Origin of the sequence: Roseibacillus ishigakijimensis (assembly GCF_016595415.1) — a bacterium.
Classification (GTDB): Bacteria; Verrucomicrobiota; Verrucomicrobiia; order Verrucomicrobiales; family Akkermansiaceae; genus Roseibacillus; species Roseibacillus ishigakijimensis.
In genome coordinates, this window is record NZ_JAENIO010000045.1 from 1 (window position 1) to 17,876 (window position 17,876).

Annotated in this window: 18 protein-coding genes and 2 tRNA genes; 10 read left to right on the plus strand and 10 right to left on the minus strand. The window is 60.6% G+C overall.

From position 1 onward, the window contains the following. Window positions 1-92 precede the first annotated feature (92 nt). Together JIN78_RS14300 and JIN78_RS14305 are read right to left on the minus strand one after the other, a co-directional pair. Window positions 93-536 carry a hypothetical protein gene (locus tag JIN78_RS14300; RefSeq protein WP_200392671.1) on the minus strand — a complete coding sequence of 148 codons (444 nt, stop codon included), beginning with the start codon at window positions 534-536 and terminating at the stop codon, window positions 93-95. A gap of 171 nt (window positions 537-707) precedes the next feature. Next, window positions 708-798: transfer RNA gene (locus JIN78_RS14305), tRNA-Ser, on the minus strand. Between the two features lie 183 nt (window positions 799-981). Here JIN78_RS14305 and JIN78_RS14310 point away from each other — a divergent pair. Continuing rightward, a complete protein-coding gene (locus JIN78_RS14310; RefSeq protein WP_200392672.1) occupies window positions 982-1,407 on the plus strand; it encodes a DUF2721 domain-containing protein in 426 nt (141 codons plus the stop codon). Between the two features lie 106 nt (window positions 1,408-1,513). Here the strand turns inward: JIN78_RS14310 and ykgO are convergent, their stop codons facing one another. Further along, a complete protein-coding gene (ykgO, locus tag JIN78_RS14315; RefSeq protein WP_200392673.1) occupies window positions 1,514-1,678 on the minus strand; it encodes a type B 50S ribosomal protein L36 in 165 nt (54 codons plus the stop codon). A gap of 81 nt (window positions 1,679-1,759) precedes the next feature. Next, entirely contained in the window at window positions 1,760-2,341 is a 582-nt protein-coding gene (gene aat / locus JIN78_RS14320) for a leucyl/phenylalanyl-tRNA--protein transferase (protein ID WP_200392674.1), read from the minus strand. A gap of 51 nt (window positions 2,342-2,392) precedes the next feature. On the opposite strand from aat, the gene JIN78_RS14325 reads away from it, so the two are divergent. From JIN78_RS14325 to JIN78_RS14345, 5 genes are all read left to right on the plus strand, one after another. Beyond that, window positions 2,393-2,887, plus strand: a complete 495-nt coding sequence (locus tag JIN78_RS14325) for a DUF177 domain-containing protein (RefSeq protein WP_200392675.1) — start codon at window positions 2,393-2,395, stop codon at window positions 2,885-2,887. A gap of 14 nt (window positions 2,888-2,901) precedes the next feature. Then, window positions 2,902-3,084, plus strand: coding sequence for a 50S ribosomal protein L32 (gene rpmF / locus JIN78_RS14330; protein WP_200392676.1), 183 nt, complete (start codon window positions 2,902-2,904; stop codon window positions 3,082-3,084). A gap of 106 nt (window positions 3,085-3,190) precedes the next feature. Further along, a complete protein-coding gene (gene plsX, locus JIN78_RS14335; RefSeq protein ID WP_200392677.1) occupies window positions 3,191-4,261 on the plus strand; it encodes a phosphate acyltransferase PlsX in 1,071 nt (356 codons plus the stop codon). Further along, window positions 4,261-4,650, plus strand: coding sequence for a phosphoribosyl-AMP cyclohydrolase (gene hisI, locus JIN78_RS14340; RefSeq protein WP_200392678.1), 390 nt, complete (start codon window positions 4,261-4,263; stop codon window positions 4,648-4,650). Before plsX ends, hisI begins: the two co-directional genes overlap by 1 nt. A 24-nt stretch (window positions 4,651-4,674) precedes the next feature. Then, entirely contained in the window at window positions 4,675-5,343 is a 669-nt protein-coding gene (locus JIN78_RS14345) for a hypothetical protein (protein ID WP_200392679.1), read from the plus strand. Here JIN78_RS14345 and JIN78_RS14350 read toward each other — a convergent pair. After that, window positions 5,325-5,723, minus strand: a complete 399-nt coding sequence (locus JIN78_RS14350) for a hypothetical protein (protein ID WP_200392680.1) — start codon at window positions 5,721-5,723, stop codon at window positions 5,325-5,327. The genes JIN78_RS14345 and JIN78_RS14350 overlap by 19 nt on opposite strands. A gap of 351 nt (window positions 5,724-6,074) precedes the next feature. Then, window positions 6,075-7,136, minus strand: a complete 1,062-nt coding sequence (gene mnmA, locus JIN78_RS14355; RefSeq protein WP_234038008.1) for a tRNA 2-thiouridine(34) synthase MnmA — start codon at window positions 7,134-7,136, stop codon at window positions 6,075-6,077. A 113-nt stretch (window positions 7,137-7,249) separates the two neighbouring features. On the opposite strand from mnmA, the gene JIN78_RS14360 reads away from it, so the two are divergent. After that, on the plus strand, window positions 7,250-8,074 hold the full coding sequence (locus JIN78_RS14360) for a hypothetical protein (protein WP_200392682.1): 825 nt from the start codon (window positions 7,250-7,252) through the stop codon (window positions 8,072-8,074). Window positions 8,075-8,080: 6 nt separating this feature from the next. Next, window positions 8,081-8,485: a hypothetical protein gene (locus JIN78_RS14365; RefSeq protein WP_200392683.1), complete on the plus strand. Its 405-nt coding sequence runs from the start codon at window positions 8,081-8,083 to the stop codon at window positions 8,483-8,485. A gap of 73 nt (window positions 8,486-8,558) precedes the next feature. On the opposite strand, the gene rsmA is transcribed toward JIN78_RS14365, so the two are convergent. Together rsmA and recJ are read right to left on the minus strand one after the other, a co-directional pair. Next, window positions 8,559-9,896 carry a 16S rRNA (adenine(1518)-N(6)/adenine(1519)-N(6))-dimethyltransferase RsmA gene (gene rsmA, locus JIN78_RS14370; protein ID WP_200392684.1) on the minus strand — a complete coding sequence of 446 codons (1,338 nt, stop codon included), beginning with the start codon at window positions 9,894-9,896 and terminating at the stop codon, window positions 8,559-8,561. Window positions 9,897-9,911: 15 nt separating this feature from the next. After that, window positions 9,912-11,627 (minus strand): single-stranded-DNA-specific exonuclease RecJ, encoded by a 1,716-nt coding sequence (gene recJ / locus JIN78_RS14375; protein WP_200392685.1) that lies wholly within the window; start codon window positions 11,625-11,627, stop codon window positions 9,912-9,914. A 283-nt stretch (window positions 11,628-11,910) separates the two neighbouring features. Between recJ and JIN78_RS14380 the strand changes: the two genes are divergently transcribed. Both JIN78_RS14380 and JIN78_RS14385 read left to right on the plus strand, forming a co-directional pair. Continuing rightward, window positions 11,911-13,134, plus strand: a complete 1,224-nt coding sequence (locus JIN78_RS14380; protein ID WP_200392697.1) for an aspartate kinase — start codon at window positions 11,911-11,913, stop codon at window positions 13,132-13,134. 104 nt (window positions 13,135-13,238) lie between these two features. Further along, window positions 13,239-13,313 (plus strand) — tRNA-Val (locus JIN78_RS14385). Between the two features lie 7 nt (window positions 13,314-13,320). Here the strand turns inward: JIN78_RS14385 and JIN78_RS14390 are convergent. Together JIN78_RS14390 and JIN78_RS14395 are read right to left on the minus strand one after the other, a co-directional pair. Continuing rightward, window positions 13,321-16,944, minus strand: coding sequence for a hydantoinase B/oxoprolinase family protein (locus JIN78_RS14390; protein ID WP_200392686.1), 3,624 nt, complete (start codon window positions 16,942-16,944; stop codon window positions 13,321-13,323). Further along, a complete protein-coding gene (locus JIN78_RS14395) occupies window positions 16,941-17,840 on the minus strand; it encodes a squalene/phytoene synthase family protein (protein WP_200392687.1) in 900 nt (299 codons plus the stop codon). Before JIN78_RS14395 ends, JIN78_RS14390 begins: the two co-directional genes overlap by 4 nt. Window positions 17,841-17,876: the final 36 nt, after the last annotated feature.

The window sequence follows — 17,876 nt, forward strand, 5'->3', positions numbered from 1 at the left end:
CTTTCATTTTATTTGGTTGGGTTTGGCGTTTTTCGCCGCTCCTCACCACCAAAATTATCGCTTAACCCCTGGCCCGATTTTCGGGGTCCACCTCAGTCTGGAGTTATTCTGGCCCAGGTTCTTCCAATCTTGCAGCCCCCTTTGAGTTCTATCTCTCTGACTTTGCTCGCAAGAGTGTCAACGCGTTCTCCATCTAGCCCACCTTGAGAAGATCTATTCTTCTTTTTACAATACCGCGGTCTTCTCAGAGCATCCACCTCCTCCTCTTTCTCTTCCGGGCTCAAGCAAAGTTCGGCTTTTCTTTTCCCAGCCGCGTCGTTCTTTGCCTTTTTTAGCTTACTGCGCTCTAATTTCGCCTTTCTCTTACCGCGTGCCTTTCCCGCTCCCCTTCTCCTATTTTCCTCTGCTTGAGCGACCTTACATTTCTTTTCTGCCTTCTTCTCCTCCTCTTTTGCTGCAAGCCGTTCTAAAGCAACCTGCACCTTATGGTCATCGGGCTTGTTGCTCTCTTGTCTTGTATCAGTGCGCCCCTTCATCCGCTCTCAAAATACCTCGTTTCCTGAGAAGCGCAAAATGTGAACGAACCATTTTACCCACTGGCGAATCATGGCGAATCCGCGTGGACACAGTGTCACTTTTAGTGTCACTACCGAACCTCGGCAAAAAGAAAACGCCGCAATCAAATTGATTACAGCGTTTTAGGGAAGTGGCGGACCGGGAGGGATTCGAACCCTCGATACCCTTTTGGAGTATACTCCCTTAGCAGGGGAGCGCTTTCGACCACTCAGCCACCGGTCCAGTCGTTGAGGGGAGGGGGAGAAAATCAGAATTTGCCGACCCCGTCAACCTCTGGAGGGAATTTCTTGTGGAAAAATTGCCCTCCTTCGCAAAGCTCCCCCTTTCCCCTCTTTTTTCCCCTCGAAAATTCCCCCTGCGGCGCTCTGGGCAATCGGCATGGGACGCGCTAGCATGACGGCCAGCATGTCTCTCGAAGTTTCCACCCCGGCCCTGCTCTTTCCCGCCATCAGCCTGCTTTTTCTCTCTTACACCAACCGCTTCCTCCACCTCTCCGCGCTGGTGCGCACGCTGCACTCGAGCTGGAAAAGGGACCACGATGAGCTCCTCGCCATCCAGATTGACAATCTCCGCCGCCGTCTCGTGCTCATCCGGCTCATGCAATTGTTCGGAGCCATTAGCCTGCTCCTCTGCGTGCTCGCAATGCTGACCATTATTGCGGAATGGCCACTGGTGGGTTTGCTCGCCTTTGCCACCGCTCTCATTTTGATGGCTCTCTCTCTGCTCTGTCTCATTCGGGAAATCATGATGAGTGGAGGAGCCTTGGAGATTCTTCTCAAAGCGATGGAAGGAGAACGGGAAGAGGTGCCCCCAAGGAAGGAGAGCCATTGAGAATCTCTTGGGCGGAGGCGGAGAGATCCGGGCACGAAAAAAGCGACCGCGAGGGTCGCTTCTTTTTCGAGAGTGAAATCCCGACGCCGCATGCGCCGGGCGCGCCTTACTTGACGCCCTTCTTCGAAAGCTTGGTGCCTTTGGTGGTCCCTTGGCGAGCTTTGAACTTGGGGTCAGTTTTGTTGATCACGTAGAGGGTGCCCTTGCGTTTCACAACCTGACATCCTGCGTGACGGCGCTTCATTGAAGCCAAAGAACTCAAAACTTTCATAAGATTTTCCGGTGAGGGAGGCGGAGACTACGTCTCTTTGCCGGGGTGTAAAGGGAAAACCTCGAAAAAGACCGGATTTCTTCAACGAAAAGGAACTTCGGTGGCTTCATCGGCGATCGCTTCCCGCAGGAGTTCCTTGTAGACCCCGCGGGGAACTTCGTAGCCACCAAATTGCCGCAGGTGCTCGGTCATCCACTGGGTATCGAGCAAAGTCATCCCCTCCTCCCGCATCCATTCTACCAGAGCCACGAGAGCGATTTTACTGGCATCGACCTTGCGGCTGAACATGGATTCGCCGAAAAAGGCGCGACCGATGCGCACCCCGTAGAGCCCGCCTTGCAGGCCCTCTTCGTCCCAACATTCAAAGGAATGGGCGAAGCCGAGGTCGAAGAGTTCACCGTAACTCGCCACGATGACTTCATCAATCCAGGTCTCCTCGCGGCTGGCACATCCCTCCATGGTGGCTTGGAAGGCGGTATCGCGCCGGACCTCGTAGGGTTCTTTGCGAAGAGCCTTGCGCAAGCCCCGGGGGATGTGAAAGCGTTCGTCCACTGGAATGAGGCCCCGCTTCTCAGGCGAGAACCAAAAAATTTCGCCCTCTTCGGCCATAGGAAAAACTCCTTCGGCGTAGGCTCCGAGTAAAATGTCAGCTGGAATGCGCACCTCGACTTCATTTCAATACCCAAAGACCATTTTTCAATCTACAATCTTCTCATGAACAAACTGATTATCGATCTCGGCACTCTTCCCGAGGAAGGGAAGCAGATGAGCGGCGAGCTGGAGGCCACCCTTTTCGATCTCGGCCCCCGCGATCCCCAGCCGAAGGGACCTCTTTCCTATGACCTTTGGATCCAGCGCTTTGAAGGCGAAATTTTGCTACAAGGCTCCCTCTCCTGTCCCTTTGAGTTCGAGTGCGTGCGCACCCTGCACCCCTTCATCAAGACCATTCGCTTGCCCAAGGCTGCCCTCTCTCTGGAGATTGGAAATTTCGGGGAAGTGGACGCCACCGAGGCCCTGCGGGAGGAGCTTCTTCTCGAGGTTCCCAACCATCCCACCTGCGATATTGCGGACACTCCGCAGGACTGTGAGATCGATTCCCGTTATTTAGCAGTGGACAACCCCCAGTCCGATAGTGTAAACCCCGCGCCCCCCGAGGCGGGGGACAGTCGCTGGTCGGCTCTCGACGCCCTGGACTCGGACCAATCTTAACCATTTCCTGAATTATGGCATCTCCAAAACGCAGAACCTCCAAGATGAAGCAGAAGATGCGCCGTGGTGCGAACCGCTGGCGCAAGCCCCTGCTCAAGGAGTGCCCCGAGTGCGGCAGCCGGGTCCCCGGACACATTGCTTGCCCCTCCTGCGGCACTTACCGCGAACGTCAAGTCCTCGACGTCGACGTGGTGTAACTTTTTCTTTCGACGAAAGCACCTTTGACCGATTTTATGGACGGCGACGGCATTCCCGTCGCCGTTTTTGCATGTTTTTCCTCCACCCCCTACCCTTGACCGGACAATGATTATCGCACTGGATGCCATGGGCGGCGACAATGCCCCCGAGGTCAACGTCATCGGGGCTCGCGACGCGCTAGCCCTTTACCCGCAGATTGAGCAGATCATCCTCGTCGGCGATGAGGAAGTGCTGCGGGCGAGCTGTGCTCAGCATGGCTTGAGCGGAGACCGCCACCGCATCGAGCATGCCCCGGAGGTGGTGGAAATGCATGAATCGGGGGCCAAGGCAGTCCGCCGCAAGCGCCAGAGTTCCATTTCAGTCGCCAACGACCTCGTCAAGCAAGGCCAAGCCCATGCCGTGGTCTCGGCAGGCAATACGGGCGCGGCGGTGGCTGCGGCGACCATCAAGCTCCGCCTGCTCAAAGGAGTGGATCGGGCGGGCATCGCCTCCCCCATCCCCAACGAGCACGGCACCTGCAACATCCTCGACGCCGGGGCCAATCCCGAGGCCAAGGCCAAGCACTTGGCCACCTATGCGGTGATGGGCTCGGTCTACGCCCACAACGTGCTGGGGGTGCAACGCCCGGTGGTGGGCATCATGTCCAATGGTGAAGAAGAGGAGAAGGGCACGACCCTGACCAAGGAGGCCCTCGTCCTTCTCCGCCACATGGTGGAGTCCGGCCGTGCCAATTTCGACTTCCGCGGCAATGTGGAAGGGCACGACCTTTTCGAGACCCGTCTCGATGTCTGTCTTTGCGACGGCTTCACCGGCAATGTCGTTCTCAAATCCTGCGAAGCAACCGCCAAGGCCATGTCCAAGTGGCTCAAGAAGGAGTTCAAACGCAACCCCTTCCGCGTCCTTGGGGCCCTCCTCTCCAAGGGGGCCTTTGGGAATGTCAAAGAGCGCACCAACTACGAGACCTACGGGGGCTCCCCCCTCCTGGGTGTGCGCGGCACGGTCATCATTTCCCACGGCTCCTCCACCTCCCTGGCCATCCGCAATGCCCTGCACATGGCGGCCAAAGCAGTGGTCAACGAAGTCAATCACGAGATTGAGGCCGCTCTCCATGCCCTCACCCTTCCTCCAGCCAAAAGCAAAATTTCTCCCGAGAACAAGCCACCATCCAATTCCTGATGTTTTCCGAACGCACCGACAAAGACGCCATCGAGAACGGGCTCACTTTCATGCCCAAATTTGACGAAAACGGGCTCATTCCAGCCATGGCCATCGACGCCAAGAGCAAGGAGCCCCTCATGCTGGCCTACATGAATGCCGAGTCCCTGGCCCTGACTTTGGAAAAACAAGAGGCCGTCTATTACTCCCGCAGCCGCCAGACCCTGTGGCACAAGGGCGCCACCTCCGGAGAGTTCCAAAAAATCATCGCCATCCGCACCGATTGCGATCAGGACGCGCTCATCCTCGAAGTCGAGCAAATGGGCGGGGGCTGCTGCCACACCAAACGTCCCAGCTGCTTCTACCGCGAAGTGAGCGCCGACCAGTCCCTCACCTTCCGCGGGGCCTGAAGCGGCCTGCTACTCCCCCCTGCCATGCCCTCTCCGCCTCTTCGTTTCGACTGCTCCCACTGTGGCATCATTTTGGAAGTGCCTCCGGAACAAGCTGGCGTGACCGGGCCATGCCCCTCCTGCGGGAAAGAAACCACCGCCCCGGCCCGGCCCACTCCTTTTTCGCCCCTGCCCCTGCCATCCCCTCCTCCTCCGCCCGCCCGGCCGCCAGCCAAGCGAGCCTTTCCGGAGGTCCCGAAAAAAGCGGCCGGAACAAAGGCCGCAATCTCCCAAACGGAGGCCAGTCTCCCACCGCAGCCCTCCGCGGTCCCAAGCTCCCGCGCAAAAACCCCACCGGCGAGGACTCCCCGAAAAATCGCCTCCCCGTCCGAAAATCCTCCGGTCCCACGGGCACGCGAAGAAAAATCCTCCCCTCCTCTAACGATCTCTCCGGCCCGCTACCCCTCGACGGCTTCGCGGCACCCGCTCACTAATTTTCTCTTCTCCTGCCTCGCCCTGCTCGTCGCAGCCGCTCTCGCCCTGCTCATCCTGGATTTGACTGGGCTGGTCTCCTTTGGCCGCATCAAGACCCTCTTCTCCCCGCCTGCCGCTGACAGCGACGAACTGGTCGTCCCCCGCATCGGCCCTCCCCCTTCACCCCCTCAAAAAGACGAAACGCCCGAAGAGGAAGACTATCAACCACACTTCGAGTAATTTCCCTTTTGCAAGACCCCTCCCAGATGGCGGGTGAAAATGCGCAAGCCCTGCCCAAGCTCGCCCTCGGGCACCTCCTCCGGCCCTCCCAAGGACTGCGCCAACTCGGCGGCCCGCTCGAGGCACCACGCGGCGTAACGCGGGCAATGACGACTCTCCCGCGCCAAGGCACTGCGGTATTCCCGCCCGGCGGCCAAAAAGTCATTCAGCAATTCCTGCTGCCCCGATAACCCGGGGAGCGACGCGGCATGGCCTTCCGCAGCCTGAAGAACCCGCTCCAACAGAGCCGCCTGAAGCAGCCTGTCTTTCAACGAACTCGCCAGTTCGACAGAAGAAGGGGCGGAACCAGCAAGGGAAACGGGGACCATGCTCGAATTCATAAGCTCAAGAATAACCACTTTTCCGGAAAATAAAATTTTTAAGTTTTACGAGCTAAATTCCAAAAAATCTCCCTCCGGTTTTCACCCGGCCCTCCAGTCTTCAGAAAGCACGGGAGAAGAAAAATCCACCTTTCGTCGCCCAGGCTCACATGCGGACCGAGAAGCACCTAGTCCACTCTTAAACAGGAGATAACGACTTTATCAGCTCCTTACAGAAAGGAAGCTTTGCTGCCGGACGACGAAGAAAGTTGAGCACTACCACCGTCCGTGACGAGGAAGGCGGGAAGTTTTGTCATACTCGGAAAATTATTTTAGAAAACTGAAACGAATTTCCACTTGGCCCGCGCGCATTCAGTGGATTTCCTCAAAAACGCCTCCTCCGAGGAGCTGGCCTCCCTCGTAAAAGGCGCACACTTGGCCAGGGGTCAGTGCCCGTTGGGGCCTCTCGAATTGCAAGCGCACGCGGCCCTCGTCCTCCGCAGTGACCCGCACTCGCTCGGACTTGGCGCGATAGCGAGGCTGGGCCTCCAGGAATCCCTCGCGCGGCCCATTGAGCCAGGAAAGCGAGCCCACCACGCTTTCGCTGGAGAAGAGGCCGCTCCCTTTATCGTCTTCGTAAGCCACCACCAAGCGCTTGCTTTCCGGCTCCTTGCGCACCACCACGTAGGCCATCCCCTCACGGGGAGAGGCCACTCCATGGCCCTTGCGCTGCCCGAGGGTGAAGAGGTGCAGACCCCGGTGGGAGCCGAGGACTTGGCCGGACAAATCGACGATCTCGCCCGGGTCATCCTCCACGTAGTGAGTGAGAAAGTCGCTCATCTTGATATTGCCGATGAAGCAGATGCCCTGGCTGTCCTTCTTCTCCGCTGTAGGGAGTCCGAAGCGCCGGGCTTCCTCGCGCACACGGGTTTTGAGGAGCTCGCCCACCGGAAAGCGGGCTCGGGCCACTTGCTCCGGCTTCATCATGGCCAGGAAATAGGACTGGTCCTTGTTCGGGTCCGCCCCCCGCAAGACCACCGCCGAACCATCGGCAAGCTCGCGACGCCGGGCGTAGTGCCCCGTGCCCACGGCCTCGAAGCCCTGGGAAAGGGCATAGTCGAGAAAGACCCCGAACTTCATCTCGCGGTTGCAAAAGACATCCGGATTGGGAGTGATGCCCTCGCGGTAGCCCGCCAAGAGGTAGTCCACGATGCGCTCGCGGTAATGATCGACGAGGTCGACCACCCGGAATTCGATACCCAGATGCTTGGCCACGGCGTGGGCATCCTCCACGTCCTGCTCCCAGGGACAGTCACCCTTGATGCCCTCGTCATTGATCCAGTTTTTCATATAACCGCCCACCACTTCGTGGCCCTGCTCCAGAAGCAAAGCCGCTGCCACCGAGGAATCCACTCCCCCCGAAAGACCAACCATCACGCGTGCCATGGCGGGACCATAAGGCCTTTCCCAAAAAGGCAAATGCCAAATCGCAAACAGCCCGCCATCCCGACTTGCCTGCAGCGGAATCCACTCCTAAAAGGCCCCTCATGTCGCCTTCCACCGAGTCCTCTCCTGCGCCCAAAGAAGCCCAAAAATCCCCTTTCGCAGGATGCTCCATCATCCTCGTCGCCGGGGTGGTGATGCTCTTTTTCGTGGGCTGGACCCTCTTTTCCCTCTTCCGCCAACTCGACGAGATCGAACAATTCACCCAGAGCAAGCCCATCCCCGCCCCCGTGCTCGACCCCTCCCAACACGTGGAGGCCTTCAATGATCTCACCCAGCGACTGGAAGGGTTTCAGGGCCTAGCCTTAGCAGGGGAAGAAACCGCCGAGCTCACCCTGAGTGCCCGGGATTTCAATCTCGCCATCGCCGCGCACGAGCAGTTCAAGCCCTTGCAAGGCACCTTTGCGGTAGAGAGCTTCTCCCCCCAAGGGGCCAAGGTGCGCATCTCTTACCCACTGAATGGCAATCCCCTGACTGGAGGAGAAAAGCGCTACCTGAACGGAGTCCTCACCGCGCAGCCCCGCTTGGAGGCCGGACAGTTGCTTCTCGACCTCACCGCCATCGATTCCGAAAAGGGGAAGGTGCCCGCCGAGTTCCGCGCCCACCTTTCCGACCATCAGATCACACAACCCTATCTGACCGACGACACCCTGGGGCCGATCATGAAGAAGCTCACCGCTGTCGAACTGAGCGAGGACGGGCTCATCGTGCGCGCCGATCCCGGGCAATCCCCTCCCGGCCAAGACGAATTCACGAAGAAGGACTTCAACAACATCAAACGTATCGCCCTGACCGCCTTTGGCGTGGTGGGCACGGCGCTGGCTTTGGCCTTGGTTCTCTTCTTGAACGCGGGTAAGAAGAAGGCCTGAGGTAAGATGAAGGGATCAATGGGCAGTGGTTTCTCTTTTGCCAAAACTCTCCGCCTTCTCGGCTTTACCTTTCTCCTGCTGACGGCTGGTTGGCTCGCCTTTTACGCCTTGCGCTCCAGCTTGGGCTCTTATCACGAAATCCCCGCCCCCGGAGGGATTCCCTTTGCAGTCTGGTTTCCTTCCGACTTCACCCCCCGCCAACTGGCCCCTCCGCGCCCCGAAGGCCACCGCAACAAAGGCCGCTTTGCCCCTCTCACCCAGCTTCCCGCAGCCTTTCCTTTCGACACCCCACTCATCATCATTGACCGCTGGCTTTTCCACAAAACCGTGCAAATGCAATCCGGCCAGGGGGACATGCCGCAACTCTATGAGCTTTCGGCCAATGGCAAAAAGCTCATTCCGGTCAAATAAAACATGCTCTTGGAGACCCTTCCCTCCTTGGTAGCCTCGTGCCTTTACGGTTCAAAGAAACCATCGCCGATGATCAGGACTGGCTCTCCAGCAGCTGCCAGCATTCCTTGAAGCCGCCGGAAAAATCCTCCGGCCTCGCTCGCAACCACTGGCGGAGGGCCTCTTGGCCCAGCCATTCCACCGCTTCCACTTCATTGGCGGGAAAGCGCAGCACCCCGGAGTAGACCGTCACATAGAGCTGGATGAATTCCCAGCCGTTCTCTTCACTGGCGGGAATCTCCCCAACCAGTTTGAGAGGGAGGTCCTCTGTTTCGATGCCCAGCTCTTCGCCCAACTCGCGGCGGGCGCAAGCTTCGTAATCCTCGCCGGCGTCGAGGTGCCCGGCCGCACTGGACCCCCATTTCCCCGGCTGCTGATCTTTTAGACGCGAGCGCTGTTGGAGAAGGACCTCGCTCTTGCCATTGACCACCAGCACATGCACCGCGCGATGGAGAAGATTTTTCTCATGCACTTCCGCCCGGGTGGCCTGCCCGGTCACGATATTCTGTTCATCAACGACATCGAAAACTTCATCGTCACTTTGGGCGGGCGCGGCCAGGGTCTCGTCGTAGCAACGGGTGAGCTCCACCCATTGAGGCAAACTGAGCTCTTCCGCGCGGGCGGTCTCGCTACAACCGACCTTCTCCGCCACTTCGGGCCAGGGCGGAGAGTCGGGCATCGCCTTGCGCAGCATCTTGCGCCGTTGCGCAAAGCCCCGCCGAATGAGTTCGTCAAAGAGACGGCGATCGTAGACCGGAAGCGACTCGGCCCGCCGCCGGCACATCATCACCGTCGAGTCGATGAGAGGCCGGGGATGGAAGCACTCCGGCCCGATGGTCTTGATGGGCGCGGAGTCCCACTCACTCTGCATGCGCAGGGTCAGCACCCCGTAGGCCTTGGTGCGGGGCTCGGCCAGGATGCGATCGATAACCTCCTTTTGCAGCATAATCACCGCGCGGTCCACCGGAGTGGGACTCTTGAGAAAATTCCGCAGAATGGCTCCCCCCGCCGAGTAGGGCAGATTGCCCAGCATCTTGACCGGGCCCTCGGCCCAAAGCGGGCGAATGTCGAAGCGCGCGCCATCCTCACTGTGCACCTCCACCGACGGCTCGTCGGCGAACTTCTCGGTCAGATACTGGGCCAGCCGCTGATCATACTCCACCAGCACCAGCTTGCGCACTTTGCCAACGAGATGCTCGCTGAGAGCACCGGTGCCGGGCCCGACCTCCACGATGCAATCTTCCGGCTGAGGATCGAGCTGCTCGCCAATCCAGCGCGCCACATTGGCATCGTGGAGAAAGTTCTGCCCCAATTTGCGGGAGGGCGTCACCCCGGTGGCCTCGAGGGCGACTTTCAGTTCGGGTAAAGTCATGCAACTGGTCTTTTTTTACAATTCTCCGGCGGGGCGGATGTCGCGCACGAGCATCTGACAACTGGTCACCCCACGGAAGCAATTTCGGTCGATGGTGAAGGCCACGTCCCAAGGAGGCTCGGGCAAATCACGCTCCCCGCCCCCGAAGAACATAGCGTCCTTCTCCGCCCCCCCCTGGCGCAACCACAGTTTCAAGTGATTGTTTTTCAGCACTCGGGGCTCCTCGGAGAGCCAGACATTGCGCGCCACGAAGACCGGGACAGGATTGCCAGAGCCAAAGGGCTGCAGGCGCTCATACTGATGGAGAAAATCAAGATCGAGGTCGCCCAAGTCGAGTTCGCCATCGATGGAAAGCTTGGGCTCGAGGTCCTCCGGCCGGGCCGTGCGGGCAACAAATTCCGAGAAGGAATGGCGAAAATTCTCCAACTGCTCTTCGTGGACGCTGATTCCCGCCGCCATGTGGTGCCCACCACCCGTGATGAGAAATTCCTCACCATTGCGAATGGCCTCCACCAGGGAAACCCCTTCCACGCTCCGACCACTGCCTTTGCCAACCCCTTCTTCGTCGATGGCCACCACGAAACAGGGACGGTGATACTTCCGCATCAGGCGCGAGGCGACAATGCCAACCACCCCAGGGTGCCAAGCACGCGAACCCACCACGATGACGGGCTCATCCTCCACGTCATGGGTTTCCGCGAGTTGAGCCTCAGCCTCGGCGAGGATGCGCAGCTCCATCTTCTGCCGTTCGCGATTGTAGGAGTCCAATCTTTCCGCCAGCTCCTTGGCCGAAGCCGGGCTTTCCGCCAACAACGTGCTGAGAGCCTCATCGGGTCGGTCCATGCGACCAGCGGCATTGATTCGGGGACCGATGCGGAAACCCACATCACTGCTACTAGCGTGGCCGTTGAGACCCGTCACCCCCATCAAGGCCCGCAGGCCCGCATTCATCGTTTTGGGCAGACGGCGCAAGCCGTGGCGCACCAGCAAACGATTTTCCCCGACTAGGGGAACAATGTCAGCAATCGTCGCCACCGCCACCAGATCGAGCACATTGCGCAGATCGAAGTCCGGCAAAGGACGGGTCTTGAGCAACGCATGGGCCAGCTTAAAGACCACCCCCGCCGCGCAAAGATAGCTGTAAGGAGTTTCCTCGAATTTTGGATTGATCAAGGCCACACAAGGGGGACGCCCCGCCTCCCCGCGCTCATGGTGATCGACCACAATCACGTCGATCCCCTGCCCCCGCAGTTGCCCGATGGGCTCGTGGGAAACCGTTCCGCAATCCACCGTCACAAACAAATCCGGCTGCGGCCCCTCGGCCATGCAACGGGCGATGGCGGCCTCGCTGAGCCCATAGCCTTCTGAACTGCGCACCGGCACGAAGTGACGCACCTCCGCCCCATAGGCCTGCAAAACCGTCTCCATGAGAGTGATGGAGCTAATCCCATCGACATCATAATCCCCGTAGACACAAATTTTTTCCCCCGCATCGACCGCTTGGAAAATCCGCGCCACCGCCAGCTCCATTTCCGGCAGGTCAAAAGGATCACTCAAATCGCGCAGACGAGGTTCCAGAAAATCAGCGACCAAGCCCTCCTCCACATAGCCCCGCTGCCCTAAAAGACGGCGCAGAACCGGATGCAACTCCCTGACGACCGGGCACGAGGGCTCCGCTCCAGGAGCTTCCCGGAGGATCCATCGGCGCGTTCTGTTGCGGGTGGTAGCCATCGTGTTTGGCGATCCTAGGGGCGGGAAGCTTGCCACTCAAGGGATCTTCTTGTGGGAGACAAAGAAAGCCCCGCCCCCAAGTCGCTGCCAGCTTCCAGCTTGCTAGAACCGCGGCCCCAAGCTTCGAAGTGGTTGCGAACTTCTAGCTTGCAGAACCGTGGCCCCAAGCTTCCAGCTTGCGGTCTCTCCCGCCCTCCCGCCCTCCCCCAATCGGGAGACCCATTCGCGACAGAATTTCCTCGCCACCTCCCCCTTCCCTTGGTTAGACCGCCCGCCGCAAGTCATGGTCATCGTTCAAAAATACGGCGGAACCTCAGTCGGTTCCTTCGATCGCATCCGCAATGTCGCCCAACGCGTCAAGTCTCTGCATGAAGAAGGCCACCAAGTGGCCGTGGTGGTCTCCGCCATGAGCGGCGTCACCGACAAGCTGATCGCGATGGCCCACGAGATGTCTCCCAACCCACCGGAACGCGAACTCGATGTGCTGGTTTCCACTGGCGAACAACAATCCATCGCTCTTCTCACCATGGCCCTGCACGAGCTGGGAGTCCCCGCTCTCTCCATCACCGGGCGCCAGGCCGGCCTCCGCACCACCGGCTCCCACACCCGCGCCCGCATTGACTCCCTCGACGGCAGTCAGACCAAAAAGCTCCTGGCGGAAGGAAAAGTTCTCATCGTGGCTGGCTTCCAGGGCATCAATGCCGAAGGCCATATCCAAACCCTTGGTCGCGGCGGCTCCGACCTTTCCGCCATCGCCATCGCCGCCTCTCTGGAAGCCGATGTCTGCCAAATCCTCACCGATGTCGATGGCGTCTACACCGCCGATCCCCGCATCGTCCCCGATGCCCGCAAGCTTCCCGAAATCTCCTACGACGAACTCCTCGAACTCGCCTCCGTCGGCACCAAAGTCATGCAGTCGCGCTCGGTGGAATTCGCCAAAAAATTCGGCGTAAAGTTTGAAGTGCGCTCCTCTCTCAACAACAATCCCGGCACCATTGTGATCGAAGAACACCCCAACATGGAATCCGTCGTCATCCGCGGCGTCTCAATCGAACGCTCGCAAGCGCGCGTCACCATCACCTGCATTCCCGACAAGCCCGGCATGTCGGGCAAAATTCTCAAGGCCCTCGCCGAGGCCGAGATCAATATCGACATGATCGTCTCCAACATCGCCTCCGACGGTCGTGCCCGCCACTCCTTCACCATGCACACCAATGACTTGGGACGCGCGCAAGCCGCTCTCCAGCCCGTGGTCAAGGATATCTCCGACGACGCCCGCATCGAGACCGAGGCCGGCATTGCCAAGCTCTCCGTGGTCGGCATCGGCATGCGTTCCCACTCCGGCGTAGCGGCCCAAATGTTCGAAGCCCTCGGCGAGCACGACATCAATATCGGCATGATCTCCACCTCCGAGATCAAAATCTCGGTCACCGTTCCCGAGCTGAAAATCGAAGACGCGGCCCGGGCCGTCCATGCCTCTTTCAATCTCGACAAAAACCCGGCTTAAGCCTTCCAGCCCCTTTTTCTCAAAAAGAACGCAAAACTTTTCTTGCAATTCCCGGCGGATGACCTTACCTCACCCGCCCGCGCGGCTCCTTGAGCTGCAAAAAGGGTCGGTTAGCTCAGCGGTAGAGCGCCTGCTTCACACGCAGGATGTCACAAGTTCAAATCTTGTACCGACCACCATTCCTCTCTACTCCGTCTTTCGGGCATCCGACCCCCAAGCTCCCCCGCCGGGAGTTTCCAAGCGCAGACGGTATCCCGGTGCAACCTCACAGGTGACCGTCGCAGGCAGATCGCGCCAGGCAGCTCCCTCCCAGATTCGCTGGCGGCCCACCGCACCCGCGCCCCCTCCCGCGAAGCCGCGGGGACCAGTTTTGCGATGCTGGGTGAGCAGGGTCACGGTCATTTTTTCCAAAAACTCCACCTCGCGCACGAGTCCATCACCACCTCGCCAACGCCCCGTTCCGCCACTGTCTTCGCGCAGGGAAAATTCCCGCAGGCGAACTGGAAAGCGATACTCCAGCACCTCGGGATCGGTGATGGCGGTATTGGTCATGTGGACGTGGACCCCGCTGGCGCCGGCCGCGCCGTGGAGAGCCCCCGCTCCCCCGCCAATGGTCTCGTAATAGCCAAATTTCCCGTTACCGAAGAGGAAGTTATTCATTGTGCCCTGGCTCTCCGCCACCACCCCGAGGGCCCGCAGGAGTAGCTCGACCACCCGCTGGCTGGTCTCGACATTGCCCCCCACCACTGCCGGACATCGGGCCGGATCGGCGGGAAAGTCGGGTTGCAAAAAAGTTCCTTGCGCCTGAATTTCCACGGCATCGAGAAGCCCCTCGTTGAGGGGAAGGTCGTCATCGAGCCAGAGGCGCAGAGCGTAGAGAATCGCGCTGCGGGTTACCCCGGCGGTGGCATTGAGATTCCCCGGATGACGCGCTGCCGTGCCGGAAAAATCGATTGTCAAGTGCCCGGCCTCCGCTGCCAGACTCACCGCGAGGGGCGTGCCGTCATCGAGTTCGTCACAAGCTCTCCAAGTGCCCGCCGGGAGCAATTTTTCGGCCATCACGCGGGCGGCCCGGCCATAGAGGGCCTCCATGCCGGCCACCACGGGCTCTTCGCCATACTCTGCCAATAGGGCGCGCAGTGCGTGCACGCCCGCCCGATTGGCCGCCGCCTGAGCACGCAGGTCTGCCAGATTTTCCTCCACCGCCCGGCTGGGAAAGGGAGCCGAGCACAACAAGTCTTCGAGCTCGTCAAAATGCTCCTCCCCTGCCCGTTGCAGCAAAAAGGGCGCAATCACCACGCCTTCTTCGACAAGATGACGGGCATCCCCCGGCATGGAGCCCGGCGCTCGCCCACCAATCTCGGAGTGATGGGCGCGGTTGGCGACAAAGGCGATCACCCGGCCCGCCTCTCCAAAAACCGGACTGACCACGGTGACATCGGGCAGATGGGACCCTCCGAAGGCGGGATGATTCACCACCAGCACATCCCCGGGCAGCCAATCCCGCCCCTGCGAAACCGCCCGCACACACACTCCCAAGGCCCCGAGATGGACCGGCACATGGGGCGCATTGACAAGGAGACGCCCCCGCCCGTCGAGAAGGGCGCAGGAAAAATCGAGGCGTTCCTTCACATTGGTGGAAAGGGCGGTGCGACGGAGAAGCTCGCCCATGCTGGTAGCGATGCTTTCCAGGCGGGCCCGCATCAGTTCCTCCCCGACCACGCCCTCCCGGGCCTGGCTCTGTGCGGGGAACTCCTTTTCCAAAAGAACACTTCCCGCCGACCCCGCACGCAGAGTCCACCCCTCGCCGACCAGAATGGTGCAGTAGTTCGAGCGCTGCAGCCCGCCCGCCTCGCGAGGAGGAGAAAACTCTTCTTCGGGAAAATTCGCCTCGGCTTCACTGGCCACCACCCGCACGGTGACCACTTCCAACTCAAGCCCGGCGGGCAAAGGGTAACCAAAAAGCTGTTCGTAGCGCGTGGCAAACTCGGCCGCAACCTGTTCCAGATCGGGCTCTTCCTCGCCCGGAAAGATCAACTCAATCGCCGAAGCCTGTCCCGCCAAGCGCACCTCGATGAGCCAACGGGTCAACTGACTGCCCGGCACCTGAGCCAAGGCCCGCTTCGAAATCTCCCGCCGCAGGCGAGACCACTCGGGGGCGACTTCTTCAAAAAGCTGCAACACTTGCCTCTCTGCCACGCCCTCGCGCCGGGAGCGATGGAGCCCCCAGGCGCTCAGGAGCCCGGCATCGGCCGGGATGAGCACCCGGCTGACGCCCAGGCTCTCCGCCAGCTCGCAAGCATGCTGGGGTCCGGCCCCGCCAAAAGCCACCAGAGTGTAATCACCGGGCTCAAATCCTTCTCCCACCGAGATGGAGCGCACTGCCTCCGCCATGCGCTCGATGGCGATGGCACGCAGCCCCCGCAGCAGCTCCTCGTCGCCGGGAACGTCCACGCCCTCAGCGGCCATGGCCGCCTTCAGCTCCGCCAAGCGCTCGCGGGCCGCAGCCCGAGAGAGCGGAATCTCCACCCTTTCCTCATCGAGATAGCCAAGCAAAAAGTTGACATCTGTGACCGTCAGCGGGCCACCCCTGCCGTAGCAAGCCGGTCCCGGTTCCGCTCCCGCACTGTGGGGGCCGACCTCCAGTCCACCCTGATGCCAACGGCAAATGGAACCTCCGCCAGCAGCCACGGTTTCCATCTTCACTCCGGGGCGGCGAACCTTCACCGGGCCGATTTCCTGCTCGTAGCGCAAGGGAATGTGCCCCTCCAGGCGCGCGACATCGGTGCTGGTGCCCCCCATGTCGAAGGTCAGGATTTCGGAAAATCCCGCCGCGCGGGCAATGGCCAAGGCACCCACCAAGCCCCCGGCGGGCCCACTCAACAAGCTGTCCACCGGTTCATAGCTCTCCCCACTCTGCAGGCCACCCGCGCTGGTCAAAAACGCGGTCTCTCCCGCTTGGGAAACCCGGCGCTTGAAGGAATTCATCACCGGGGCCAGATAGCCATTGGCGAGTGCGGTCTCCATCCGGGGCAAAAAGCCGAGACGAGCCCCCAGCTCGGCAGAGGTGGTGACCTCGCGAAAGCCCTCCTCGAGGAGAATCTCTTTGGCCCGCCGCTCGTCCTCCGGGTGGCGATCGGCATGGAGAAAGGCGACCACCGCCACCTCTTCCCCTTGGGCCCGCCAAACCGCAGCCGCCGCCCGCAACTTTTCTTCCTCCAGAGGCCGGAGCACTTCTCCATCCACTGCCAAGCGATGGTCAACCTCGACGATTTTCCGCGTGATGGAGGGCTTTTTGACAATGGCCCGGGCAAAGAGATCCGGCCGCCGCTGATCGCGAATCTCCGGCAAATCGCGAAAACCCGCCGTGATAAACAGCACGGGCGCGGTGCCCTTGTTTTCCAGCAGGGCATTGGTCCCCCGAGTGGTCGCGACGCGAAAGTCCATCTCTGGAAACCGCTGCCCCCAAGGCGTCCGGGTCAGCACCCGGGCAGCCAGCACGGGAGCCTCCTCTCCTGTGCTGAGCTCCACGATTTCTTCCTGCGGGAAAAAAGAGCCCGCCAGCGTCAGCTCCCCACCCCGGGAAGCGCGGACCTGAAGCTCTCCCGCCGACCATCCCACGAAAAAGTCCTCAGGATAATCCTCCAGCCCTTTCACCCGCAGGAGCCCCCCGCTCTCCACGGCCAGCACCTTGGCCCGCAGGCAACCACTGGAGAGCACTTTGCAACGGCTTTCCTCCCCGCCCGGGCTCACCGCCCAGCCATCGGTGAAGGTTCCCCCAGTATCGACTCGCACCAACCATTTTTTCATCGCTCCTCCTTTCGAAAAATCACGGCCTGCCACAGGCATTCCCGCACCACTTGGCGACTGACCTTCGCCTTTTTGCCTGCCTCCCCAAGCGGCCGCTTCTCCAGCAAAGCGAGAGTTTCCAAGCCCAAGAGGGCCGGGAGGACAGAAGCCAGCCGTGCGCGCCAGCCCCTCACCGCCCGACTATAGGTCAACCCGTCCTGGAGGTATTCGCGTGCTCGCGCCAGCCATGCCGACCGGTCCCCCACCAGATATCGCCGGCCGCGGACCTCATCCTCGGCCTCATCACGCAGAATGTTCACCAGTTGCAGGCCCTTGCCGTAGCGGCAGCCCAAGCGCTTCATCTCCGCCGGGGAACGATCGGCAAAGGAATCGTCGCTGAGAAACCCGACTTCGGTCCAGAACTCCCCCACGCAACCGGCCACCCGGTAGCAGTAGTCCTCCAACTCGGCCTCCTCGGCCAAAGCGGTAACCTCTCCGGGAGGGAAGCGCTCCAAGTCCCATTTTTGGCCCGAAACGATGGTCTCCACCACCACCCGCACCGCTTCCCGCTCGCCATCGGGCAGGGTTTGCCACCACACAAAGACCTCCTCCAGTCGTCCCATCAGCACGCGCTCGCCTTCCTTCAGCCCCTCCTCCCCGGCCATGGCGGCACAGCGGGAAAAAAAGTCCGTCGCCTGCCCGCCTGCAAGGAGCCCCGCAAATTGCTCCAAAAGCGCCAACCGGGCCTCCCGCTCTCCTCCGCAATCCGCAATGGTATCACTGGCCCGGGCCAAGAGATAGCCCACGCTGGTGGCCTCCCGCATCCCCGCCGACAGGGCGCGCAGGGTGAGGTAGAAAGAACGCGAAACATCGCGCAGAACATCAGTGCCGAGGGATTTGCAAGCGGACCGGGACATACTCGGGGCCGACCTTAACGCCTGCCTTGCCCGCGA